This window comes from Novosphingobium sp. SG720 (genome assembly GCF_012275365.1).
Lineage (GTDB): Bacteria > Pseudomonadota > Alphaproteobacteria > Sphingomonadales > Sphingomonadaceae > Novosphingobium > Novosphingobium rhizosphaerae.
In genome coordinates this window covers 220333-243068 of record NZ_JAAZQN010000003.1, presented here as the reverse complement: position 1 = coordinate 243068, position 22736 = coordinate 220333, and the positions used below count along the sequence as shown (strand labels likewise).

The window sequence follows — 22736 nt, the reverse complement described above, 5'->3', positions numbered from 1 at the left end:
GCCGGAAACCGCGCCGGCTTCAGCTTACCGCCGTGAGCTTGCGCCCGCGCCGCGGTTTGGCGGCGGCATCGTCGCGCGTGGCAAAGCGGGCCATCCACGCTTCGACCACCGGGGCAATACTCTTGCGCCAGCGCGAGCCATTGAAGATGCCGTAATGCCCCACTTCGGGCGCCAGGAAATACTGCTTCATCTCGTCGGGCAGGCCCGGCGTCACCTTGAGCGCGGCACGGGTCTGGCCGATGCCCGAAATGTCGTCACGCTCGCCCTCGATGCACAGGATTGCCGTGTCGGTGATCGCGCCCAGGTCCACCGGCTGGCCGCGGTGGATGAATTCGCCTTGGGGCAGGGCATGGCGCTGGAACACCACGTCGACGGTCTGAAGATAGAATTCGGCCGGAAGATCGCAGACCGAGCGATATTCGTCATAGAACCGCTTGGTTGAATCCGCGTTTTCTTCCGCGCCCTGGACCATGTGCTGGAACAGCTTGTAATGGCTCATCATGTGGCTGCCCAGGTTCATCGACATGAAGCTGGTGAGCTGGACGAACCCGGGATAGACCTGCCGCCCCGCGCCCGGATAGTTTTCCGGCACGCTGGTGATCACGTTGTGCTTGAACCACACATAGGGCTTGGCCACCGCGTGGTCGTTCACCGCAGTCGGGCTTTCGCGCGTGTCGATCGGCCCGCCCATCATGGTCAGCGTCAGCGGGCGGCACGGATGGTCCTGGGCGGCCAGCACCGCCGTTGCGGCAAAGGCCGGCACCGAAGGCTGGCACACCGCCATCATGTGCGCGCCGGGGCCGACATGCTCCAGGAAGCCGATCAGGTAGTCGATGTAGTCATCGAGGTCGAAATGCCCTTCGGCCAACGGCACGTATTTGGCATCGGCCCAATCGGTGATGTAGACCACGGCGCGTTCCAGCAGGCGCTCCACCGTACCGCGCAACAGCGTGGCATAGTGCCCGCTCATCGGCGCCACCAGCAGCATACGCGGCGCATCGGCGGGCAGGCCTTCGTGGGTAAAGCGCTTGAGATCGCCGAACGGGCGATGCACCACGGTGGTCTCGTGCACGGCGTGGCTCTGCCCGTCCACCTGGATGGTGCGGATGCCAAAGGCCGGCTTGCCCCGCGGCGCGGTGGCGTGGGCAAACACGTCGAGCGCCGAAGCCAGCGTCTGGTTGGGCCCATAAGTGGCAAAGGGGAGCCGCGGATCATTGAGCACGTCGGCCATCATCGAGGCCCAGGCGCTGCTTGCGTTCATCAGCGACCGCTGAATTTCATAAGCCTTGTACAGCACGTCGATACTTGCCTTTCTGTCCGCCGGTCACCACCCGCTCCCGCCGCTAATGGCGTGGCGCATTGCGGCAACCATGCGTTGCTTGGCCCGATTGTGCCTGCGAATCGCGCTGGCCGCAATGCAGCAAGAAGGACAGGGGCGGCGGTAATCGCTCCACAACAGATGGGAACCTGCCAAGTGGCACGCAAGGCCCCTTCCGGTGCAGCCCGCCATCGGCTAGGTCCGCGCCATGGAAGAGGTTCCCCTGGAACGGCCCGCGCCGGACACGCCCGCCCCCGCCGATGCCCCTGCCCGCGGTCCGTCGCGCGCTGATCCAGCCCGCGCTGACGCGGCGGCGGAACCGGCCGGCGTCCCGCCAGGGCCGGTTTCGCGCCGGCTTACGCCGCTGCGCATGATCTGGCGGGAGGCGATCAAGTATCCCGGTCAGGTTGCCGCCGCGCTGCTCGCGCTGGTGACCACGTCCACTGCCACCATCGCCATCCCCGCCCGCTTCAAGGGCATTGTCGACCAGGCCTTTGGCCCCCACGCCCAGCCCGGCGTGATCGACCAGGCCTTCCACGTGCTGCTGCTGATCGTCGTCGTGCTCGGCTTTGCCACGGCGATCCGCTTCTATTACGTGTCGTGGCTGGGCGAACGCGTGGTGGCCGATATCCGCGCCAGGGTGCAGTCCAACCTGCTGCGCCTGCCGCCGGCGTTCTTCGAAAGCAACAGCCCCAAGGAGATCTCCTCGCGCATGACGTCGGACACGGCGATCATCGAGCAGGTGGTGGGCACCACGGTCTCGATCGCCCTGCGCAACACCATCACCGCGCTGGGCGGGCTGATCTACCTGTTCTTCCTCGCCCCCCGCCTCACCGCCGGGCTGGTCATCGGCATTCCGGTCGTGATCTTCCCGATCGCGTGGTTCGGCAGCCGGCTGCGCAAGGTCTCGCGATCGAGCCAGGACCGCGTGGCCGATATCGGTGCGATGACCGCCGAAGTGCTCGGCGCGATCCGCATCGTCCAGGCGTTTGGCCAGGAAGGGCGTGAGCGCGCCCGCTTTGCCGCTGCGGTGGAGCGCACGTTCGACACCGCCCGCCGGCGCATCATGATCCGTGCGGTGATGACCGCCGTGGTCATCTTCCTGGTCATGGGCGGGATCACCGCGCTGATGTGGCAAGGCGCCATGGGCGTGGCCAATGGCTCGCTCACCGGCGGCACGATTGCCGCGTTCGTGCTGACCGGCGGGATCGTCGCCGGATCGTGCGGGGCGCTGACCGAAGTCTATGGCGATCTGCTGCGCGGCGCGGGCGCGGCCGGGCGCCTCAACGAACTGCTGCTCGAACAGCCCGATATCGCGCCGCCAGCCCGCCCGATTGCCCTGCCCAGCCCGCCGCGTGGCGCGCTCGCTTTCCAGAACGTGGCGTTCCGCTATCCCAGCCGCCCCGAGATTTCGGCACTCACCGATTTCTCGCTGACCGTGGAGCCGGGCGAGACCGTCGCCATTGTCGGCCCTTCGGGCGCCGGCAAATCCACCTTGTTCCTGCTGGCACAGCGCTTCTACGATCCGCAGGGCGGCGTGATCCGTATCGACGGGGTGCCCCTGCCCCAGGCCGATCCGGCCGAGATCCGTGCGCGCATGGCGCTGGTGCCGCAAGAGCCCGTGCTGTTTGCCGCCAACGCCCGCGACAACTTGCGCTATGGTGCATGGGACGCTAGCGACGAGGCGATCTGGGCCGCCGCCCGCGCTGCCAATGCCGAGGATTTCCTGCGTGCCCTGCCCGAAGGGCTCGACACCTTCCTGGGCGAAGGCGGCGCACGCCTTTCGGGCGGCCAGCGCCAACGCATGGCGATTGCCCGCGCGGTGCTGCGCGATGCGCCGATCCTGCTGCTCGATGAGGCAACCAGCGCGCTCGACGCGGAAAGCGAACGCCTGGTGCAGGATGCGCTCGATCACCTGATGCAGGGCCGTACCACGCTGGTCATCGCCCATCGCCTCGCCACCGTGCGCGCGGCAGACCGCATCGTGGTGATGGATGGCGGGCGCATCGTCGAACAAGGCACCCATGCCAGCCTGATCGCCGCCGATGGCCTCTATGCCCGCCTGGCCCGCATGCAGTTCGACGGAGCCTGAGCGTCTGTTTGGAATCCGGCGTCGCCGGATTTGCGGCACCGGCCCGCTCCCCACCCAGCCTCTCACAAGGTACTATGGTTGCGAGGCCGGGTGGGGGAGCGGGCCGGTGCCGCGGTTCAAAACCCCAAGGTTACCAATTTGCCATGCGGCCATTGCATCGTAGCGCTTGAAAGCCGTGCTGCACTGCGGCAAGTCGGTGGCCCATGGACAGCCACACCCTTACCGCCGTCATTCTCGGCATCGTCGAAGGCCTCACCGAGTTCCTTCCCGTCTCCTCCACCGGGCACCTGATCCTGGCCACCGAGCTCCTGGGCTTCAATGCCAAGGAATGGGAAGTGTTCAACGTGGTGATCCAGCTGCCGGCGATCCTGGCCGTGGTCGTGCTCTATTGGCGCACGTTCGTGGACGTGGCCAAGGGCGCGCTGCGGGGCGAACGCGATTCGCTGCACTTCGTGCGCAACGTGCTGGTAGCGTTCATCCCCTCGGCCATCCTGGGCGTGCTGCTCAAGAAGAAGATCGACGCGCTGATGGAAACCCCCGCCGTGGTGGCCGCCGCGCTGGTGGTGGGCGGCATCCTGATCCTGGTGATCGAGCGCCTGGCCCGCCAGGGAGAGTACGAGCCCGTCAGCAAGCTGCCCCTGCCCAAGGCGCTCGCCGTGGGGGTGATGCAGTGCTTGGCGATGGTGCCGGGCATGTCGCGTTCGGCCTCCACCATCATGGGCGCGCTGACCATGGGCATCAACCGCAAGACCGCCGCCGAATTCAGCTTCTTCCTGGCCGTGCCCACGATGTTCGGCGCCACGGCCAAGCAATTGTGGGATAATCGCCACGAACTGGCCAGCGGTGCAGCCACCGTGGGCTGGGCCGATATCGCCGTTGGCGGCGTGGTGTCGTTCCTCGTCTCGCTCGTGGTGATCAAGTTCTTCGTCACCTACATCGGCCGCCACGGCTTTGCGCCGTTTGCCTGGTACCGCATCGTGGTCGGGGCAGGCGCGCTGGTGTGGCTGCTGGGCGCCTGAACCGCAGCATTCCAGCCCAACAAAAGGCCGTAAGAAAAGGCCCTGCTCACCCGTGTCACCAGGGTGGGCAGGGCCTTTGTGCAAGGGCAGGTCGCAACGATCCGTCGCATATGCGGAACAATCCCCCGGCTGGAGAATTATCCCCGGCAGACAGCCACCTCGTGGCATCCAATCAAGGGGTTTACCGTCATGGGCCTTATTGTTCTTCTGATCGTTGGCGGCATTCTGGGCTGGCTGGCCAGCATCGTCATGCGCACCGATGCCCAACAGGGCATCTTCCTCAACATCGTGGTCGGCATCGTTGGCGCGCTGCTGGGCGGCTTCCTGCTCGGCCCGCTGCTGGGCGGCGGCAGCATCACGAACGGCATCTCGGCCGGCAGCCTGATCGTTTCGTTCCTTGGCGCGCTGATCCTGCTCGCCATCGTCAATCTGGTTCGTCGCGGTTCGGTGCGCTGAGCGCCCGATCCCACGCCTGACCGCATACCTAAACAGGGAGAGCCAGTTATGAAGTTCACCGCCAAGCATGCACTGCTGCTGCCGATTGCCGCTTTGGGCCTGGGCCTTGCCGCCTGCCAGAGCAAGCAGGAAGACGCAGCCGACAAGACCGCCGACGCCATTGCCGAATCGTCTGACGCCGCTGCCGACGCCATCGATTCGCAGGCTGCCGATGCGTCGGGTGCTGCAGCCGACAAGCTGAACAGCAAGGCCGATGCCGTCCGCGCCGAAGGCAAGGACGAATCGACGGCGATCAAGGAAAAGGCGGAGAAGAAGGCCGACCAGGCCAACTGAGCTTCCTTTCAAGGATCGGTTAGCGGGGCGCAGGGCTTAGGTCTTTGCGCCCCGTTTCCTTTCGCCAAGGGTTGACTTTCCCGGCTGCCTCCCGCATGGGCGGCCACCTGTCAGGGCGGCGCGCGCCGCCCCGTTTTGTTTGAGCAGCGGCGCGCAGACGCCTAGAAGGAATTCAGGACAAGCCCATGGCAAAGCCAACTACCGTCAAGATCCGTCTGGTTTCGACCGCAGACACCGGCTTCTTCTATGTCACCAAGAAGAATCCGCGCAACACCACCGAAAAGATGTCGTTCCGCAAGTACGACCCGGTGGTGCGCAAGCACGTGGAATTCAAGGAAGCCAAGATCAAGTAATCTGATCGGCTTGCTTGCCAACGCGTAAAGGCCGGGGTTTGCCCCGGCCTTTCGTGTTTCTGCGGCACGTCCGGCGATGTTGCGATTCGGAACCGAAAGGTTCACGGGCAGTTCAAAGCGCCTGTCCCAAGGAGTGGCAATGAACAGCTTGACCAAGATCCTGAGCGCCGCCGGCCTCGTTGCCGCGCTTTCCGTTTCTCCGGCCCTTGCGCCGGCTCTGGCAGCCCCTGCGCCGGCCGCAGCCCCCTCCAGCGACGTGGAACGTGCCGTGGCGGCGCTGCGCGCGATTTCTTCGCTGCGCGCCGATTTCGTGCAGACCGATCGCAACGGCCAGCGGCTCACCGGCACGCTTACCCTGCAACGGCCGGGCAAGATCCGCTTTCAATACCAGCCCGGCGTCCCGCTGCTGATCGTATCCGATGGCGCGGCCCTGACCGTGATCGATTATGAAGTGCGCCAGGTGTCGCGCTGGCCGATTCGCAACAGCCCGCTCGGCGCACTGCTCAATCCCGACAAGGACGTGGCCCGCTATGCCCGGCTGCTTCCCACCACCAACCCTGACGTGATCAGCCTGGAAATCAAGGATCCGCGCCATCCCGAATATGGCACGCTCACCCTGATCATGGTCCGCAAGCCCGGCGCGCCCGGCGGCCTGCAACTCGATAGCTGGGTCGCGCTCGATTCGCAGAACCAGCGCACCACGATTCGCCTGTCCAACCAGCAGTACGGCGTGCCGGTCCCGGCCAACATGTTCCGCTACAACGACCCGCGTCCGCAAGTGCGGCACTAATCGCAGCGGGCGAACGGTTCATCTTCCTTACCAGCGGTTGTGCGACACTTTGCGAAGAACCAGAGGCGCCCGTTCATCCACCAGCAAGCGGCCCAGCCCTAGAGAGGTTTCAGACGAGACGGACAAGACGGGTTTCCCCCCTGTTGCCCAGTCTGACTTCATCCTCTCGTCGACCGCGTGACGAACGCACATGGAACCCTCGGACCATTGCCCCCGGTCCGAGGGTTTTCCGTTTTTGCGGTGTTGCGGGGCGTCCGGTGGGCTGCGAACGGCACCCGCCATCCCCGCAACACCACAAAAACCACGACTGCGATGTTGCCCCCTCGGACGTTACTCGTGATCCGCCTTGCCGGCCATGGCGGGGGCTCGTAAAGCGCATTCCATGGTTTCTATCGCCACCTGGAATATCAATTCCGTTCGCCTGCGCGCCGATCAGGTCGTGCGTTTTCTGCAAGAACAGCAGCCCGATGTGCTGTGCCTGCAAGAGATCAAGGTGGCCGAGCATCTCTTCCCGCATGATGTCTTCGAAGCCTTGGGCTATACCCACCGCGCGATCCATGGGCAGAAGGGCTATCACGGCGTCGCCACGGTCAGCCGGTTGCCGTTCCGCGAGTTCAGCCGCTACGACTGGCAGGACAATGGCGAAGCGCGCCATGTCGGCGTCGAACTGCTCGGCCCCACTGGCCAGGGGTTGATCCTGGAAAATGTTTACATTCCCGCCGGGGGTGACATCGCCGATCGCACGCTCAATCCCAAGTTCGGGCAAAAGCTCGATTTCCTGGAACGGATGACGCGCTGGGCGGACAAGATCGACCGTCCCACCCTGATCGTGGGCGATTTCAACATCGCCCCGCTGCCCGAGGACGTCTACGACCACAAGGCCCTGCTCAAGGTGGTCAGCCACACGCCGGTGGAGGTCGAAACGCTCCAGCGCTTTGCCGATGCGCACGGCTGGGTCGACCTGGGGCGCAAGCACCTGCCCGCGCCGGAACGCAACTTTTCCTGGTGGTCCTATCGCTCCTATTGGCGCCAAAAGGACCAGGGCCGCCGGCTCGACCATATGTGGGCCTCGCCCGAACTGGCGCCGCAATCGGTGGGCCATCGCTTCGTCGAGGAAACGCGCCGCTGGGACCAGCCGTCGGACCACGTGCCCCTGATCACCGAGTTTGCCCTTTGACCACGCCGGCCGCCGCCACGCGCCGCGTGGCGCGCGCGCTTGACGCGCTGCGCCATGGCTGGGCGATCCGTGTCACCGACGCGGCCGGCGCGTTCGATCTGCTGCCGGCGGAAACGGGCTTTGCCCAGCCGGGCCTCTATGCCGCGCAGATGCTGATTTCAGCCGCGCGCGCCGCCACGCTCAAGCTGACCAACCAGCGCGACGCCGCCCTGCCGCACGCGCCGGTGCTGATTCACGCGGCTGAACCGTTCACACTGGCGATGGCGCGTGATCTGGCCGATCCCGCGCACGATCTGGGCAGCCCCTTGCGCGGGCCGTTCCGGGCCACCCCCATCCCGGCGCCAGAGGCGGCCGGGGCAGCAATGGAGCTGGCGCGGCTGGCCGGCATCCTGCCGGCTTTCCTCGTGGCGAGCGGGGTGGATATTGCCGAAACCGTGGCGGTCGAAGACATGGCCGCATTCACCGACCCGCTCAACCTGACGATCCAGGCCCGCGCCCGCTTGCCCGTTGACGCTTGCGAGGAAGCCGAAATCATCGCCTTTCGCGCCCGTGACGATTTGCGCGAGCATGTTGCCCTGATCGTGGGGCAGCAGGACAATGCCGTTCCCCCCCTGGTGCGGCTGCACAGCGAATGCCTGACCGGCGATATCCTGGGCAGCCTGAAATGCGATTGCGGGCCACAGCTGCAAGCCGCCCTCGCCCGGATGGCCGCGCAAGCCAGCCACGGCGGGTGGGGCGTGCTGCTCTACCTGCGACAGGAAGGGCGCGGCATCGGCCTCATCAACAAGTTGCGCGCTTATCAACTGCAGGACCAGGGCTTTGACACTGTCGATGCCAACGAACGGCTGGGGCTGCCATCCGAAGCGCGCGACTTTCCCGTGGCCGCACGCATGCTCGACCTGATCGGCGCGCGCCGAATTCGCCTGATGACCAACAATCCGGCCAAGGTTGCCGCGCTCGAAGCGCTGGGCGTGACCGTGCTGGAACGGGTGGCGCACCAGTTGCCCGCCAACCCGCACAACGCCCGCTATCTCGATACCAAGCGCGATCGCACGGGGCATTTGCTGAAATAGTTTCGGCAACGTCGCGACAGGCTTCGCCCCCTCCTCTGACGAGGAGGGGGCGGGGGTGGTGCGGACCTGAAACCAGCGTCAAAACGCCCGGAACATCACCAGCCCCACGCACAGCACCAGCACGGCAGTGCCAGCCACGCCCTTGGCAAGATCGGCCCAGGTAAAGCGGTCGAGATGGTCGGCGCGGAAGCGGGCATAGCCGCGCCCGATCGTGTCGTTGCTGGCAATCATGCCCACGTCGAGCGCATTGGCCTCGCGCTTGAAGTAATGCACGAGCATGCCGTGCTCCTCGGGCGTGACATCGGGATAGGCCGCCAGCAGCGCTTCGACATGGGCACGGCGGGCAAGCGCCGAAGCGCTCTGGGTCTGAATCGTCATGGTCTTGGTATCCTGGCAAAAACGGGTTCGGCCCGCGCCTCAGGGGGCGCAGGCAATTCACGGTTTTGTCAGGCGTGCGGAGGGGCGCGTGGGGTTCCCGGTGCCCGCAGCGGCAGGGCGGCCAGCGGCGGCCCGGTCGAACGGGGCAGAATATGTGGAGCCCGCGCCAGCGCCAAAGGGGCCAACACCACGAGCACCAGCGCCACGGCCGGCACCAGCGGCATCGGCGGCAACGCCTCGAGCCGTGCCACTGCCACTTGCGGCCGCGCCGGGGCCACGGCCATTTCCACGGTATCGACCGAGAATGCCGACCCGCTGCGCATGCCGACCGGTGCCGCCCCCGGCGCCAGCGCCGAAAGAGCAACGGTCAGGACCAGCAGCACCGCCCAAAGACGGCCAGCCAGACGCGAAGGCAAACGGCTCAACACGCCAGCAAGGTAGGGGCCCAGGCGCGCAAGGGCAAGCTCAGCGCCGCTCGAACCGGGCAATGCCCGGTCCCAGCGCGTTCTGCCCCAGGTTGATCCGGTCACCCGACCAGTCGGCCACGAACACTGTCGGGCGATTGAGGCCGGGCACCAGCCGCGCGGTGTTGCCGGTAATCGTCAGGCCATCGGCGCTGTGCTCATGCCCTTCGGCCGCGTTGGCGATGAACGTGCTGTAGTTTTCCTTGTCGCGCCCCTGGACGAACCAGTTGCCCGAAATCAGGCCGGTGGCGCCGATCGACAGGTCGATCATGTAGTTGGTGGTGTGGCCACGGCTGTCGTCAAAGCTCGAATCGGTCACTTCGATGCGGCCGGCGTGGCTTTTAACATAGTGGCCGCCGGTGCCCTGTTCAAAGCGGCTGCGGCGAATCACAACGCTCGCCTCGTTCCCGAAATAAAGCGAGTGCGCGCAGGACAGGCCCCGGTCGCAGCGCCCCAGCCGCGTGAAGGTCGATTGCTCGATCACCACGTGCCCGGCCGGAAAGTTGGCGGAAAGGATGCCCTGCTCGCTGTCGCGGAACCAGGCATCGCGCACGGTCAGGTCGCCCCGCTCCAGCCGGATGCCGGCGCCGTTGGCATCGAACGCGCGCATGTTCTGGAATATCAGCCCTTCCACGCGCATCGATTGGCCGCGCATGACCAAGGCCGCCTTTTCCTCGCAGACCTTGCCATCAAAGATCGATTGCCCGGGAATGGCCGCGATATAGGCCACGTTGCCATGGGGTTGCACGCCGCAGTCATGCCAGGTTCCCGGCGCCACGCGGATCGTGCCATCCCCTTCGCCCAGCGAATTGATCGCATCCTGCAGCCGATCGAAGCCTTGGCCCGTCTGCACCACGGTGAACGGCGCGCTGGCCGCCCGCACCGGCGCGTTCTGCGCCAGCAATGCACCGGCAGGGATCGCCGCCAGCACGGCCACGGACAGGAGCATCAGGCGCGCCCGCAAGGTGCGGTGCCGGCTCAGGCGGGTTTCGATCTCGGTCAACATGGTTTGTTCGCTCGGCTCCCCACCTGTTGCAGGCAGCCTAACGAAAAATGGTTGACCGAGCCTTTAGGTTCCAGGGGCGCAAAGCTATGCGCCGCACCGGCGGTCAGACATGCGCGCGGATCACCGCCAGGAAGCGATCGCCATAGGCATCCCGCTTGCGCGTGCCGACGCCGCCGATCGCGGCCATTTCTGCAAGGCTGGTGGGCTTGGCCGCTGCCATTTCGCGCAGCACGGCATCGTGAAACACCACATAGGGCGGCACATTGGCTTCCTGCGCAATCTCGCGGCGCAGCGCGCGCAGCGCATCGAACAGCGGATCGCCCACGGGATTGAGCGCAGCGCCACTGCCCGCCTTGGCACGGCGACGCCCACCGCGTTCGCGCACCGGCGGCAGGACCACGTCCACCCGCGCCTCGCCCTTGAGAATTGCGCGGGCATCGCCGCCCAGCGCCAGGCCGCCATGCTCGGTCGGCACCAGACTGCCCCGGGCCTGGAGCGCGCGCGCCACCGCCTTGAGCAGCGGGGCCTGGTCTGCCGGCACGATTCCGAACACCGAAAGTCCATCGTGGCCACGCGCGGTCACGCGTTCGTCCGCCACGCCGGTCAGCACTTTTTCAAGGTGACCCAGGCCATAGCTTTGGCCCGTGCGATAGACCGCCGAGAGCAGCTTCTGCGCCAGTTCGGTCGCGTCGGTCAGGCCCGGCGGCTCCAGGCAATTGTCGCAGTTGCCGCAAGTGGCAGGCGGGTCCTCGCCAAAGTGGCGCAGCAGCACGGCACGGCGGCAGGTGGCCGTCTCGACCAGCCCGGCCAGGGCATCAAGCCGCGTTCGCTCGCCCTGCTGTCGGCTCTGGTCCACTTCGGAGAGCCGCTGGCGCGCGCGGGCAAAATCGTCCGCACCCCACAGCAACAGCGCCACCGAGGGATCGCCATCGCGCCCGGCGCGGCCGGTTTCCTGGTAATAGCCTTCGATCGACTTGGGCAGGCCGGCATGCGCGACAAAGCGCACGTCGGGCTTGTCGATGCCCATGCCGAACGCCACCGTGGCCACGATCACCATGTCTTCGCTGGTGACGAAGGCTTCCTGGTTGGCGGCGCGCGTTTCGGCCGGCAGGCCGGCGTGGTAGGGCAGCACCCGGCGCCCGGTCTCGCCCAATTGCTCCGCCAGCTTTTCCACTTGCGCGCGGGTGGGCGCATAGACCACGCCGGGCCCTGGATTTTCGGCGATGAAGCGGGTGAGCTGGCGCAGCGGATTGTCGCGCGGGGCGATGCGATACTGGATGTTGGGCCGATCGAACCCGGCCACGATCAACCCGTCGTGGGGAATGCCAAGCTGTTCGAGGATGTCTGCCCGCGTGTGCCGGTCGGCCGTGGCCGTCAGCGCCAGGCGCGGCACATGCGCAAAGGCATCCATCAGCGGGCGCAGCAGGCGATAGTCGGGGCGGAAATCGTGGCCCCATTCCGAAACGCAATGCGCCTCGTCGATGGCGAACAGGGCCAGCGGCGCACGGCTCAACAGTTCGCGGAAATGCGGCTGACTGGCGCGTTCGGGCGCCACATAGAGCAAGTCCAGCTCGCCATTGCGGAACCGCTCGATCGTCAGTTCACGATCGGTGTCCACGCTGGTCAGCGCGGCAGCGCGGATGCCGTTGGCCGTGGCCGAGCGCAACTGGTCGTGCATCAGGGCAATCAGCGGCGAGACCACCACGCACGTGCCCGGCAGCATCACCGCCGGCAATTGATAGGTGAGCGACTTGCCCGCCCCGGTGGGCATCACCGCCAGGGTGGATCGGCCGGCCAGTACGCGGCCGACCACCTGGTCCTGCACCCCGCGAAAGCCGGAAAAGCCGAAGACTTGCGCCAGACGCTGGCGCGCGGGCTCAAGATCGGGCGAAAGGTCGGGCAAAACGGCAGTCACGCGCCCGCCTATGGCAGATCAGGTGCCGCCCCGCTACCCCAACCAGGCGGCGAGTACCGGCGGCAATCCCACCACTTTGACCGCGTGCAGCGCGATACACAACAGCAACAGCGACAGCACCGCCCAGGCGCCCCAGGTGAACGGGCCCAACACCGTGGCCCGGGTGGGATCGGCCGGATCATACCACACGGTATAGGCGCCCGATGGCTTCCACCCGCGGTGCACCCAGCGGTGCACCAGCGCGCGCCGCTCGATCCCGTCAGAATCGCGAAAGCGGATTTCATCCTCGATATAGCGGGTATCGTCGCCATCGCGCCAGTTCCACCCGCGCGAGGTGAACATCGTCATGCCAAACGACCAGAAGTCTTCCGACTGCTGCCCTTCGGTATAATCGCTGCGCCAGACCATTGCGGGCGCTGGCTGCCAGGTGCCCAGCAGGCGCAGCGCCTGCCACACGCAGAACACGAAAAGCAGCCAGCACGCCAGCGCCGCAATGATCAGGATATCCGCCATGGCCACCCGCCCTAGCGCGAATCCGTCAAGAATTTGCTGATGCCGAGAACGCGTCTGCCAGCTTTTTCAACAAGGGCCGCACGATCGGCGTGGTCAGCATGGTGCTCATCACCGCCATCAGCAAAAGCGCGGTGAACGCTTCGGCCGTGATGATCTTCTTGTCGAGCAGCACGTTGACGAAGATGATCATGATCAGCGCCTTGGTCTGCAGCATCCAGCCGATCACGCTGGCCTCACCCTTCTTCCAGCCCAGGATGCGGCCGGCCAGATGCACGCCGGCCAGCTTGCCCGCCACCGAGGCGAGGAGCAGCAGCAATGCCGCGCCGATCACGGCGGCAAGGCCCAGGCCGCCAACCTGGCCCCACTGCGTGCGCAGGCCAGTGGACAGGAAGAACACCGGCATCACCGCCAGCAGCAGGAAATTGCGGAACGCATCGCGCCGTCCCTGTTCGAACCAGTGGGCATCGAGCACGGCCCCGGCAAGGAACGCGCCGACCATGAAATGCAGGCCCGACCAATCGGCGGCAAACCCCACGGCCGCCAGCCAGATCAAGGCGATGTGCCAGCGATCGTCTTCGCGCACCCAGGCCATCAGGCGCCGCAGGCCCCAGGCGGCCAGGGCGAAGCCCACCAGGAAAAGACCCTGGCGCCCGATACGCTGCCAATCGAGCAGGATCAGCGCCAGCACGCCCCAGATCGCCACGTCATCCATGCTGGCATAGCGCAGCAGGCGCTGGCCCAGCGCGGTGCGGAAAATGTCCAGCTTTTCCATCAGCAGCACCAGGATGGGCAGCGCAGTGACGGCACAAGCCATGCCGATGCCGGCCACGCCCTGGCCCCACGTACCCTTTTCGCCCAGCCAGCCAGGCATGGTAAGCAGAACGGTCGCGGCCAGGCTGCCCAGCACCAGCGGCGTCAACAGCGCGCATGAGGCGGTCACCAGCGTTTCGCGCGCATTGCCCCAGGCGTCGGCCAGGTCCAGTTCCACCCCGGCGATGAACACGAACAGGCTGACCGCCCACCACGCCACGCCGTTGAGCGCACCGATCACCTGCGGGTTGAACACGAAGGCATAATAGGCCGGATAGAGCGCACCCAGCACGCCCGGCCCGAGCAGGATGCCACCCACGATCTGCACCACCACCAGCGGGGCATGGTCGTCGCGGCGCAACAGGCGCCAGGCCAGCCACGGCACGGCGAGGATAATCGTCAACGCGATCAGGAAGATTTCACTGGTGCCCATGCCCATACCCCGTCCCTGCCCCCATACTGCCCCGGCGCTGTGGCCGTGGGTCACATCTTGCTATGCATCAAGGCCGGCTCCATCTCTGCTGTTAACGTGCTTGCGCAAGAAGGACCGACCACCATGGCGTTTGATCTGCGAAATGCGCTGTTGCGCAAGGAGGAATACGAATCCGCGCGAATAGCCGCGTATGATTTTGCAACAACGGTGCATGCCCTCAAGGCCGTGGCGGCGCAATGGGGACAGCACCCCGTGCCACTGCTCGATCGCATGGTGGAGCAAGGCCTTGCCGCCGCGCTAACCATGCTGGCCGGCCGCAGTGGGCAGCCTGGCACCGCCGTGGATGCCCAGTTCCTGCGGGCGCTGGCCGATGCACGCACGCGCTGGATCGCCCGCCACGGCGACCCCGCGCCCGTGCGGCTGGTTTAACCCCCTCCGCAATATGCCTATGCCCCGCCTTAAAGCCTCGCCCGTCCTGCAAATGTTAGCCTCTGCCCGGCAACAACGGCAGGAGCGACGGCATGGACATGCACCACAGTTTTTCCCCATCGGCAGAATGGCGCGCGGCGCGCGAAAGCGAGCTGGAATTCATCGAGATGGCCCGCGCGATTCGCGACATGGCGCGCGAACTGGGCATTCCCCCCGAAGTGGCGGTGGATCGCCTGGCCGAACGCGGCCTGCATGCCGCGCTTTCGATCCTGGCCGAACAGGCCGGGCCACAGGTGGAGGCCCGCTTCCTGCGCCGCCGCACCCAAGACGCCACCAGCCCCCGCCCCATCTGACAAGCCCGGGGTCCACGCCGCCCCGGCGCCGCGAAAGGACCCCGGCATGACCCCTACCATCGAAAGCGGCAGCATTGGCCGTATCGAGAGCGACAGCATCGGCACGATCGCCGTGCCGAGCAGCGCCTATTGGGGCGCGCAGACACAGCGCTCCATCGAAAATTTCCCGTTCGGCGCCGGTGAGCGCATGCCGATCGGCATCGTTCACGCCCTTGCCCTGGTCAAGCAGGCGGCGGCCCGCGTCAACCGCGACCATGGCCTGGACACGCGCCTGGCCGATGCGATCGAAGCGGCCGCGGCCGAAGTGGTGGCCGGCCGTCATGACGACCAGTTCCCGCTGGTCATCTGGCAGACCGGCAGCGGCACGCAGACCAACATGAACGTCAACGAAGTGATCGCCGGCCGGGCCAACGAACAGCTCGCCGGCACGCGCGGCGGCAAGAGCCCGGTGCATCCCAACGATCACGTGAACCGCGGGCAATCGTCGAACGACAGCTTTCCCACCGCGCTGCACGTGGCCGCGGTGGTTGCCCTCAACCGTGACCTGCTGCCCGCGCTCGACCTGCTGGCCGGCGCGCTCGACACCGCAGCGCGCGAATGGGCGGGGATCGTCAAGATCGGCCGCACCCACCTGCAGGATGCCACCCCGCTTACGCTCGGGCAGGAATTTTCCGGCTATGTCCAGCAGTTGCGCGATGCGCACGAGCGCCTGCGCGGGGCCGAACAACACCTCTTGCGCCTGGCCCAGGGCGGCACGGCAGTGGGCACCGGCCTCAACGCGCCCGAAGGGTTTGCCCCGGCGATGGCGGCAGAGCTTGCCAGCCTCACCGGCCATGCGTTCGTCCCCGCACCCAACCGCTTCGAAGCGCTGGCGAGCAACGACGCGCTGGTGCAGTTTTCCGCAACCCTCGCCACACTGGCCGTGGCGTTGACCAAGATCGCCAACGACATCCGCCTCCTGGGCTCCGGCCCGCGTTCGGGGCTTGGCGAAATCGATCTACCCGCCAACGAGCCAGGCAGCTCGATCATGCCGGGCAAAGTCAATCCCACGCAGTGCGAGATGCTGACCATGGTGGCCGCGCAAGTGATCGGCAACCATCAGGCCGTGACTTTGGGTGGGATGCAGGGACACCTGGAACTCAACGTGTTCAAGCCGATGATCGGCGCGGCGGTGCTACGCAGCGTCCATCTGCTGGCAGTGGGCATGGAAAGCTTTGCCGAGCGGTGCGTCGAAGGGATCGAGCCCAACACCCGCCGCATCGCAGAGCTGGTCGATCGATCGCTGATGCTGGTGACCGCGCTGGCCCCGGAAATCGGCTATGACAATGCCGCACGCATCGCCAAGCACGCCCACGCCGCAGGGCTCACCTTGCGCGAAGCCGGCCTGGCGCTGGGCCTGGTGGACGAAGCTACCTTCGATCGCCTTGTCCGGCCGCAAGACATGGTGTGAACTGATCCCATCGGGACAGCCGACAGATCAGCCGTCGAGCGCCTGCGTCGAACTGTCGCGCGGGCGCACGTAAACGCGCGCGACGATGGGAAACTGTTGCGAAACCTGGGTTTCAATCGCCAGCACGATGCGCTCCACGTCGCGCGCGGTGATGGTGTCATCGAAATCGGCGCTGATGATCACGGTGACCATGGTGGGTGCGCTGTGCACGGTCAGCACTTCGTGCACGCACACCACGCCAGGGTGGGCCGCCGCGCTGCTGCGGATGGCGGCCACCATCTGCGGATCGGCCGCTTCACCGATCAACAGGCCCTTGGCCTCGTAAAGCAGGATCAGCGCGAGCGCGCCCAGCACGAGGCCGATCAGCACCGAGGCCAGCCCATCCCACAGCGGGCTGCCGGTGATGAGGCTCAAGCCCAGGCCGAGCGCAGCGAGCACCAGGCCGACCAGCGCGCCCGAATCCTCCAGCAGGATGACCAACGTGGGCGCATCCTTGGTATCGCGGATCGCAGACCACACCGAGCCACGCCGCCCCCGGTTGAAATCGCCCAGCGCCGCCAGGATCGACCAACCTTCCAGGCCGAATGCCACGCCGAGCACGATAAACGCGATCAGCGGGCTTTCCGCCGGCTCGGGGTGCAGGATGTGCAGCACCCCTTCGTACACCGAAACCCCGGCGCCCAGGGCAAAGACTAGGATGGCGACGATGAAGCTCCAGAAATAGAGCTCGCGGCCATAGCCGAACGGGTGGAGGGCATCGGCCGGCTTCACCGCGCGCGAACGGCCGTGCAGCAGCAGCAGCTGGTTGGTCGAATCGACCATGCTGTGCACGCCTTCGGTCAGCATCGCCGATGACCCGGTTATGGCCGCTGCCATGAACTTGGCCGCGGCAATGCCGAGGTTGGCACCCAGTGCGATCAGGATGGTACGTGTCGATCCCCCGGCCATGGCGCGGTATGTTCCCCTAAATGTCATGCGTGACGGTGTCGGGGCGCTAACGCGTGAGGGCCGGGAATGTCACCCGAATTGTTAAGCGGCGGGGCGGCCGCCAGGTCAGGCGGCCAGGCGTTGATAGCCTGATGCACCGCCACCGCCGCTCAGGTCGAAGCGGCCGACAAGCTGGCCCAGAGAATTGGCCTCGTTCGACAGGCTGCGCGAGGCAGCGGTGGTCTCTTCCACCAGTGCGGCGTTGGCCTGGGTGATGCGGTCCATGTCGGATACCACCGTATCGACCTGGCGGATCGCGCCGGCCTGCTCCTCGGCCGAGCGGGCAATGGCCTCGATCATGTCGGACAGGCGCGAGGTGCGCTCCACGATCTGGCCCAGTGCGCCTTGCGTTTCGCCGATCATCTGCACGCCGTTGCCCACGTCGCGGTCGCTGGTGCGGATGATCGCGGTGATTTCCTTGGCAGCGTCGGACGAACGCTGCGCCAGGCTGCGCACTTCCGATGCCACCACGGCAAAGCCCTTGCCGGCGTCCCCGGCACGCGCCGCTTCCACGCCAGCGTTGAGCGCAAGCAGGTTGGTCTGGAACGCGATGCCTTCGATCAGGGCGACGATTTCCTGCATGCGATTGCTCGACTTGGCGATTTCTTCCATCGCCGCCACGGCCTGGGTCATCGTCTCGCCGCTCGCCCGCGCCTCGTGGCGGGTCTGCCGCGCGGTGTCGCTGGCGTCCTTGGCGGTCTGGGCGGTCTGCGCCACGGTGGTGGTCAGCTCGCGCACGGCGGCAGCGGATTCTTCCAGCGCGGCAGCCTGGTTTTCGGTGCGGCTCGACAGGTCGTGGCTGGCCGAGGCGATCTCGCTCGCCCCCACGCGCACGCCCTGCGCCGCCTGGGTCACCTGGCCCAGCGCATCGGCCAGACTGGCCATCGATTGGTTGAAGTCGAGCCGCAGCTGTTCGTAATCGCCGGGGAATGTCTCGTTGATGCGATGGGTCAGGCGGCCGTCGCGCAGGGCAGAAAGCCCGGCACCGAGCGCTCCCACCACCTGCTGCTGCACGGCCGCACGCTCTTCGCCGGCCCGCGCCGCGCGCCGCGCGACAAAGTCCTTGATGCCCTCCAACGCGCGGGCGATGTCGCCCACTTCATCGGCCAGGTCGTGGCCCGGCACGGTACGATCGATCTGCCCGGCGGCCATGTCCTGCATCGCGCCTGAAAGCCTGGCCAGCGGCAGGGTGACGCGGCTGTGGAAAAGGAACGCCACGCCCAAGCCGACGACGATCGCGGCCACCCCGCTCAGCGTGGCAAAAAGCTTGAGCCGATCGGCCTGGGCCATGCCCTCGGCCGAATCGTCCTTGGCGAGGCCCGCGTTGCGCTCTGCCAGGGCCGTGATCCGCTTGCCCAGGTCCAGGCCCAGCGGGTTCATCCGGTCGCGAAACTGGGCATAGGCCTCTGCGTTGCGGTTCTGGAGCGACAGGCCGCGCACCGGCCGTGCTTCCTGCACCCAGGCGCGGAACACGTCCTGCAATTCGCTCACCTTGGTCACTTCATCCCGGTCGTCGCCTTGCTGCTGGAACGCGCGGTAGTCGGCCAGTGCCTTGTCGAATTCGGCCACGCGCTTCTCGAAATCGGCGTCGAGCTTGCGCGTTTCCGTCAGATCGTTGGACAAGATGTGCTTGGCGATGGTGAGGCGCAAATCCCCCATCATGCCGCGCAGCTGTGCCAGCGCGGTGAGCGTCGGCACCGTATCCCCTGACAGCGTGGTCAGCCGGCCACCTAGGCTGCTGGTGGCCGTGATTGCCATCGCCGCGCCGCCAACCGCTGCCAACGCCAGCAGCAGTGTGCCCACCAGGGAAACTGTCCGGATCCGCAATCCACCAAGCACCGACATGCAAACGACCCCTGCAACCATGATCCCGCACGCCATGCGCGGCTTTGCAGGCTACATGGCGCCGCGCTGGTTAAACCTGCGAGCGGAACGGCATAGGGATATGTCCTAGGCGGCGTGGACGGGCCTAAAGCCAGCCGATCTTGCGGAAGCGCCAATAGAGCCCGCCGCAGACCGTTGCGATCAGGCCGAGCACGAAGAAATAGCCGTAGCGCCACTTGAGTTCGGGCATGAAATCGAAGTTCATCCCATAGATTCCGGCAATTGCCGTGGGCACGGCGAGCAGGCCGGCCCACGCGGCGAGTTGCCGGGTCATTTCGCCCTGGCGATGCTGTTCTAGCAGGCTGGCGGTTTCCACGATCGCGGCCAGCGTCTCTTTCAGCCCGCGCATGCGGGCCATGGCGCGGCGCACGTGGTCGAGCACGTCGCGAAACCAGATCCGCGCCGTGGGATCGACCAGGGCGAGATGCGCCTCGGCCAGGCGCTCGCACACTTCCTCCATCGGCCCGATGATCCGTTCGAACCGGCGCAACTGGCGGCGCAGGCGGAAGATGCGGCGGATCGTCTGCTGTTCGGGAAAGACGTCGATCGCGGCTTCTTCCATGGCATGGGCCACGGCTTCCAGCCGTTCCATGATCGGCAGATAGCCATCGACGATGAAGTCGAGCACCGAATGCAGCACATAGTCGGCGCCTTCGGCCAGGCGCTCGGGATCGGCTTCCAGCGCGGCGCGCAAGTCCAGGTGGGCGCGGCTCGAACCAAAACGCACCGAGATGATGAAGTCTGCGCCCAGGAAAAACGCGGTCTGGCCATAAGTAAGCGTTTCGCCTGGCTCCAGCGTCGCGGTGCGCGCCACCACGAACAGATGCTTCTGGTACTGGTCCAGCTTGGGCATCTGCTGCGGGTTGAGCGCATCCTCGATCGCCAGGGGATGCAGGCCATAGTGCCGGGCCACGCGATCCATTTCCTCGTGCGATGATTCACACAGCCCGATCCAGTCAAACGCCCCATCTGGCACGGGGCAAAATCCATCATCCAGATCGAGTGGGCCGGGAACACGGGCGGCCGATCGGCCCGTGGGATCCGGCACATAGCGGCGCGCGGCAATGATCGTCATGCGCGCCACTGTGGCAATGCCACGGAGAAAGCGCAATCGGGCTGGCATTTGCCCGGCTTTGCCCTACCTCGGACACTGTCATGACCAACACCCCGCGCCCACCCGATCTCGACGTGGCCATCATCGGCGCCGGCATCAGCGGCATCAGCATGGCCGCGCACATCGCCCGCGATTGCCCCGGCCGCAGCTTTGCCCTGCTCGAACGGCGCAGCGCGGTGGGCGGCACCTGGGACCTGTTCCGCTATCCCGGCGTGCGATCCGACAGCGACATGCACACGCTGGGTTTCGGCTTTGCCCCCTGGCGCGGCGCCGATGCCATTGCCGATGGAGCGGCCATCCGCGATTATCTGAACGAGGTCGTTTCATTGCACGGCCTTGCCCGGCACATCCGCACCGGCACGCGGGTGACGGCCGCCGATTGGGACAGCGCGGGCGCCCGCTGGCACCTGACGCTGGTGGACGAAGCCGGCCGGGCCGATCGTCTTTCGGCCCGGTTCCTGGTGCTCGCCGCCGGCTATTACGACCATGACGCCGCGCACGATCCGGCCTTGCTGGGCGAGGCGGACTTTGCCGGCCGCATCGTCCATCCCCAGTTCTGGCCGCAGGATCTGAATGTTGCAGGCAAGCAGGTGGCAGTGATCGGATCGGGCGCAACGGCGGCCACGCTGGTGCCGGCCCTGGCCGCGCGGGGCGCGCAAGTGACCATGCTGCAACGCACACCCACCTGGTTCATTGCCAGCCCCCGGCGGGACCGGCTGGCCCACGCGCTGCATCGCATGCTGCCCGCGCGCCTGGCCGCGGCCCTGGTGCGGGCACGCAACATCCGCCTCAACGCCTGGTTCTACAACCGCGCCCGCCGCGCGCCGGACAAGGTGGGCGCCTGGCTCAAACGCCGCGCCGCTCGCGCGCTGGGCCCGGCGTGGGATGAGGCCGCCTTTGCCCCACCCTATGGCCCCTGGCAGCAGCGGCTGTGCCTGGTCCCCGATGGCGACTTGTTCGCCGCGATCCGATCGGGCCGGGCCCGCGTGGTGACCGGCACGATCGCCAAGGTTGCACCTGCCGGCCTTGCCCTCGCCGATGGCCAGCACCTCGCCGCCGACGTGATCGTCAAGGCCACCGGCCTCAAGCTGGCCGTGGCGGGCAAGATCACGCTGAGCAAGGATGGCGCGGCGATAAACCTGGCTGACCATTTCCACTACAAGGACTGCATGCTGTCCAACCTGCCCAACCTGGTGCAGGTGTTCGGCTATCTCAACGCCTCGTGGACCTTGCGCGCCGATCTGGTCGCCGCGTTCACCGTGCGCATCCTGGACCACATGGCGCGGACCGCCACGCAAGTGGCCACCCCGGTCCTGCCAGCCGACCATGGCCTGACGATCGACGATACGCTGGCCTTTTCGTCAGGCTACCTGCAGCGCGGCTGGGCAATCATGCCACGCAGCAGCACCGAGCGGCGCTGGCGGCTCAACCACGACTACCTGGCCGATCGCGCGTTCCTGCGCCGCGATCGGCTGGAGGATGGCGTGCTGCGGTTTGACCGGGCGCCCGCCGCGCTTGCACCCGCGCCCGATTGCGTTATCGATACGCCCCGATGAGCGACGCTTCCCGCATATGGACTGCAGCCCTGCTGGTGATTGGTGACGAGATTCTCTCGGGCCGCACCCACGACAAGAACATCGCCCAGGTTGCCACCTGGTTGAATGTCCAGGGCATCCGCCTCAAGGAAGTGCGCGTGGTGGCCGATGACATGACCGCCATCGTCGAGGCGGTGAACGCCCTGCGCGCGCGCAACGATTACCTGTTCACCACCGGCGGCATCGGCCCCACGCATGATGACATCACGGTCGATGCCGTGGCTGCGGCACTGGGCGTGGACGTGGTGATCCACCCGGCGGCCCGCGCGATGCTGGAGGAATATTACGGCCCGCGCGGCGGCGTGAACGAGGCTCGGCTGCGCATGGCGCGGGTGCCCGCCGGCGCCAGCCTGATCGAAAACGCGCTGTCGGGCGCGCCCGGCATTGCCGTTGCCAATATCCACCTTTTGGCCGGCGTGCCGCACATCGCCGCCGAAATGCTGGCCGCGCTGACCGGCACGCTGGAAGGCGGGCTGCCGGTGCTTTCGGACACGATCGGCTGCTGGGTGGCCGAAAGCGAAGTGGCCGACCTGCTGCGCGAGACCGAAAAGGCGCACGCTGGCTGCCAGATCGGGTCCTATCCGTTTTTCCGCGAAGGCCGGGTCGGCGCCAACTTCGTGATCCGCGCCACCGACCAGGCGATCATCGATGCCTGCGCCACCGACTTGATGGCTGGCCTCGCCGCGCTGGGCCGGCAGGGGGTCGCTGGCGGGATCTGACCGAAACCGAGTGGAAATTCCCTCGACACCACGGGCACTTCCGGCATGATCGGCTGGCGCCGGGGTATGGCCAAG

23 protein-coding genes are annotated in these 22736 nt (G+C 66.6%); 13 read left to right on the top strand and 10 right to left on the bottom strand.

Annotation, left to right across the window (positions count from 1 at the left end):
- Positions 1-19 precede the first annotated feature (19 nt).
- A complete protein-coding gene (gene phaZ / locus FHW94_RS13395; protein WP_348981811.1) occupies positions 20-1297 on the bottom strand; it encodes a polyhydroxyalkanoate depolymerase in 1278 nt (425 codons plus the stop codon).
- 391 nt (positions 1298-1688) lie between these two features.
- Here phaZ and FHW94_RS13390 point away from each other — a divergent pair, with 391 nt between their 5' ends.
- The 8 genes from FHW94_RS13390 to ribA all read left to right on the top strand — a co-directional run bounded on the left by FHW94_RS13390 (position 1689) and on the right by ribA (position 8611).
- On the top strand, positions 1689-3410 hold the full coding sequence (locus FHW94_RS13390) for an ABC transporter transmembrane domain-containing protein (protein WP_168556554.1): 1722 nt from the start codon (positions 1689-1691) through the stop codon (positions 3408-3410).
- 203 nt (positions 3411-3613) lie between these two features.
- Entirely contained in the window at positions 3614-4429 is an 816-nt protein-coding gene (locus tag FHW94_RS13385; RefSeq protein ID WP_168556336.1) for an undecaprenyl-diphosphate phosphatase, read from the top strand.
- A gap of 189 nt (positions 4430-4618) precedes the next feature.
- Positions 4619-4885, top strand: coding sequence for a GlsB/YeaQ/YmgE family stress response membrane protein (locus FHW94_RS13380; RefSeq protein ID WP_168556335.1), 267 nt, complete (start codon positions 4619-4621; stop codon positions 4883-4885).
- 48 nt (positions 4886-4933) lie between these two features.
- Positions 4934-5218 (top strand): hypothetical protein, encoded by a 285-nt coding sequence (locus FHW94_RS13375; protein ID WP_168556334.1) that lies wholly within the window; start codon positions 4934-4936, stop codon positions 5216-5218.
- A 185-nt stretch (positions 5219-5403) separates the two neighbouring features.
- Positions 5404-5571, top strand: coding sequence for a 50S ribosomal protein L33 (gene rpmG, locus FHW94_RS13370; protein WP_054132393.1), 168 nt, complete (start codon positions 5404-5406; stop codon positions 5569-5571).
- A 139-nt stretch (positions 5572-5710) separates the two neighbouring features.
- The gene (locus FHW94_RS13365) at positions 5711-6361 is read left to right on the top strand and encodes an outer membrane lipoprotein carrier protein LolA (protein ID WP_168556333.1); all 651 of its coding nucleotides are present in this window, start codon (positions 5711-5713) and stop codon (positions 6359-6361) included.
- 382 nt (positions 6362-6743) lie between these two features.
- Positions 6744-7538, top strand: a complete 795-nt coding sequence (locus tag FHW94_RS13360) for an exodeoxyribonuclease III (protein WP_168556332.1) — start codon at positions 6744-6746, stop codon at positions 7536-7538.
- A complete protein-coding gene (gene ribA / locus FHW94_RS13355; protein ID WP_168556331.1) occupies positions 7535-8611 on the top strand; it encodes a GTP cyclohydrolase II in 1077 nt (358 codons plus the stop codon). The genes FHW94_RS13360 and ribA overlap by 4 nt, the downstream gene beginning before the upstream one ends.
- A gap of 78 nt (positions 8612-8689) precedes the next feature.
- Here ribA and FHW94_RS13350 read toward each other — a convergent pair whose 3' ends face one another.
- The 6 genes from FHW94_RS13350 to FHW94_RS13325 all read right to left on the bottom strand — a co-directional run bounded on the left by FHW94_RS13350 (position 8690) and on the right by FHW94_RS13325 (position 14130).
- Positions 8690-8989 (bottom strand): hypothetical protein, encoded by a 300-nt coding sequence (locus tag FHW94_RS13350; RefSeq protein ID WP_168556330.1) that lies wholly within the window; start codon positions 8987-8989, stop codon positions 8690-8692.
- Positions 8990-9057: 68 nt separating this feature from the next.
- Positions 9058-9414 carry a hypothetical protein gene (locus tag FHW94_RS13345; RefSeq protein ID WP_168556329.1) on the bottom strand — a complete coding sequence of 119 codons (357 nt, stop codon included), beginning with the start codon at positions 9412-9414 and terminating at the stop codon, positions 9058-9060.
- 40 nt (positions 9415-9454) lie between these two features.
- The gene (locus FHW94_RS13340; protein WP_246866126.1) at positions 9455-10459 is read right to left on the bottom strand and encodes a right-handed parallel beta-helix repeat-containing protein; all 1005 of its coding nucleotides are present in this window, start codon (positions 10457-10459) and stop codon (positions 9455-9457) included.
- Positions 10460-10562: 103 nt separating this feature from the next.
- The gene (gene recQ, locus FHW94_RS13335; protein WP_168556552.1) at positions 10563-12362 is read right to left on the bottom strand and encodes a DNA helicase RecQ; all 1800 of its coding nucleotides are present in this window, start codon (positions 12360-12362) and stop codon (positions 10563-10565) included.
- A 45-nt stretch (positions 12363-12407) separates the two neighbouring features.
- Complete coding sequence (locus FHW94_RS13330; RefSeq protein WP_168556328.1) at positions 12408-12887, bottom strand: DUF3592 domain-containing protein; 480 nt, start codon at positions 12885-12887, stop codon at positions 12408-12410.
- A gap of 25 nt (positions 12888-12912) precedes the next feature.
- The gene (locus tag FHW94_RS13325) at positions 12913-14130 is read right to left on the bottom strand and encodes a cation:proton antiporter (protein ID WP_168556327.1); all 1218 of its coding nucleotides are present in this window, start codon (positions 14128-14130) and stop codon (positions 12913-12915) included.
- Between the two features lie 123 nt (positions 14131-14253).
- Here FHW94_RS13325 and FHW94_RS13320 point away from each other — a divergent pair, with 123 nt between their 5' ends.
- The 3 genes from FHW94_RS13320 (at position 14254) to fumC (ending at position 16362) form a co-directional block, all read left to right on the top strand.
- On the top strand, positions 14254-14559 hold the full coding sequence (locus FHW94_RS13320; RefSeq protein ID WP_168556326.1) for a hypothetical protein: 306 nt from the start codon (positions 14254-14256) through the stop codon (positions 14557-14559).
- 92 nt (positions 14560-14651) lie between these two features.
- Positions 14652-14912: a hypothetical protein gene (locus FHW94_RS13315; protein ID WP_168556325.1), complete on the top strand. Its 261-nt coding sequence runs from the start codon at positions 14652-14654 to the stop codon at positions 14910-14912.
- Positions 14913-14958: 46 nt separating this feature from the next.
- Positions 14959-16362 (top strand): class II fumarate hydratase, encoded by a 1404-nt coding sequence (fumC, locus tag FHW94_RS13310; RefSeq protein WP_168556324.1) that lies wholly within the window; start codon positions 14959-14961, stop codon positions 16360-16362.
- A 27-nt stretch (positions 16363-16389) separates the two neighbouring features.
- Here the strand turns inward: fumC and FHW94_RS13305 are convergent, their stop codons facing one another.
- From FHW94_RS13305 to FHW94_RS13295, 3 genes are all read right to left on the bottom strand, one after another.
- Complete coding sequence (locus FHW94_RS13305; protein WP_168556323.1) at positions 16390-17310, bottom strand: cation diffusion facilitator family transporter; 921 nt, start codon at positions 17308-17310, stop codon at positions 16390-16392.
- 105 nt (positions 17311-17415) lie between these two features.
- Positions 17416-19152: a HAMP domain-containing methyl-accepting chemotaxis protein gene (locus FHW94_RS13300; RefSeq protein WP_168556322.1), complete on the bottom strand. Its 1737-nt coding sequence runs from the start codon at positions 19150-19152 to the stop codon at positions 17416-17418.
- 166 nt (positions 19153-19318) lie between these two features.
- The gene (locus FHW94_RS13295) at positions 19319-20344 is read right to left on the bottom strand and encodes a magnesium and cobalt transport protein CorA (protein WP_246866125.1); all 1026 of its coding nucleotides are present in this window, start codon (positions 20342-20344) and stop codon (positions 19319-19321) included.
- Positions 20345-20388: 44 nt separating this feature from the next.
- On the opposite strand from FHW94_RS13295, the gene FHW94_RS13290 reads away from it, so the two are divergent.
- Both FHW94_RS13290 and FHW94_RS13285 read left to right on the top strand, forming a co-directional pair.
- Complete coding sequence (locus FHW94_RS13290) at positions 20389-21903, top strand: NAD(P)/FAD-dependent oxidoreductase (protein WP_168556321.1); 1515 nt, start codon at positions 20389-20391, stop codon at positions 21901-21903.
- Complete coding sequence (locus FHW94_RS13285; protein ID WP_168556320.1) at positions 21900-22661, top strand: molybdopterin-binding protein; 762 nt, start codon at positions 21900-21902, stop codon at positions 22659-22661. The genes FHW94_RS13290 and FHW94_RS13285 overlap by 4 nt, the downstream gene beginning before the upstream one ends.
- The last annotated feature ends 75 nt before the right edge of the window (positions 22662-22736 follow it).

Coding starts and splice junctions, on each gene's coding strand:
- FHW94_RS13305 (WP_168556323.1), bottom strand. CDS start 17,310: ATGGCCGGGGGATCGACACGTACCATCCTGATCGCACTGGGTGCCAAC.
- FHW94_RS13375 (WP_168556334.1), top strand. CDS start 4,934: ATGAAGTTCACCGCCAAGCATGCACTGCTGCTGCCGATTGCCGCTTTG.
- FHW94_RS13320 (WP_168556326.1), top strand. CDS start 14,254: ATGGCGTTTGATCTGCGAAATGCGCTGTTGCGCAAGGAGGAATACGAA.
- FHW94_RS13350 (WP_168556330.1), bottom strand. CDS start 8,989: ATGACGATTCAGACCCAGAGCGCTTCGGCGCTTGCCCGCCGTGCCCAT.
- FHW94_RS13330 (WP_168556328.1), bottom strand. CDS start 12,887: ATGGCGGATATCCTGATCATTGCGGCGCTGGCGTGCTGGCTGCTTTTC.
- FHW94_RS13325 (WP_168556327.1), bottom strand. CDS start 14,130: ATGGGCACCAGTGAAATCTTCCTGATCGCGTTGACGATTATCCTCGCC.
- FHW94_RS13360 (WP_168556332.1), top strand. CDS start 6,744: ATGGTTTCTATCGCCACCTGGAATATCAATTCCGTTCGCCTGCGCGCC.
- FHW94_RS13285 (WP_168556320.1), top strand. CDS start 21,900: ATGAGCGACGCTTCCCGCATATGGACTGCAGCCCTGCTGGTGATTGGT.
- FHW94_RS13290 (WP_168556321.1), top strand. CDS start 20,389: ATGACCAACACCCCGCGCCCACCCGATCTCGACGTGGCCATCATCGGC.
- FHW94_RS13340 (WP_246866126.1), bottom strand. CDS start 10,459: ATGTTGACCGAGATCGAAACCCGCCTGAGCCGGCACCGCACCTTGCGG.
- FHW94_RS13315 (WP_168556325.1), top strand. CDS start 14,652: ATGGACATGCACCACAGTTTTTCCCCATCGGCAGAATGGCGCGCGGCG.
- FHW94_RS13385 (WP_168556336.1), top strand. CDS start 3,614: ATGGACAGCCACACCCTTACCGCCGTCATTCTCGGCATCGTCGAAGGC.
- FHW94_RS13365 (WP_168556333.1), top strand. CDS start 5,711: ATGAACAGCTTGACCAAGATCCTGAGCGCCGCCGGCCTCGTTGCCGCG.
- FHW94_RS13380 (WP_168556335.1), top strand. CDS start 4,619: ATGGGCCTTATTGTTCTTCTGATCGTTGGCGGCATTCTGGGCTGGCTG.
- rpmG (WP_054132393.1), top strand. CDS start 5,404: ATGGCAAAGCCAACTACCGTCAAGATCCGTCTGGTTTCGACCGCAGAC.
- FHW94_RS13390 (WP_168556554.1), top strand. CDS start 1,689: ATGATCTGGCGGGAGGCGATCAAGTATCCCGGTCAGGTTGCCGCCGCG.
- fumC (WP_168556324.1), top strand. CDS start 14,959: ATGACCCCTACCATCGAAAGCGGCAGCATTGGCCGTATCGAGAGCGAC.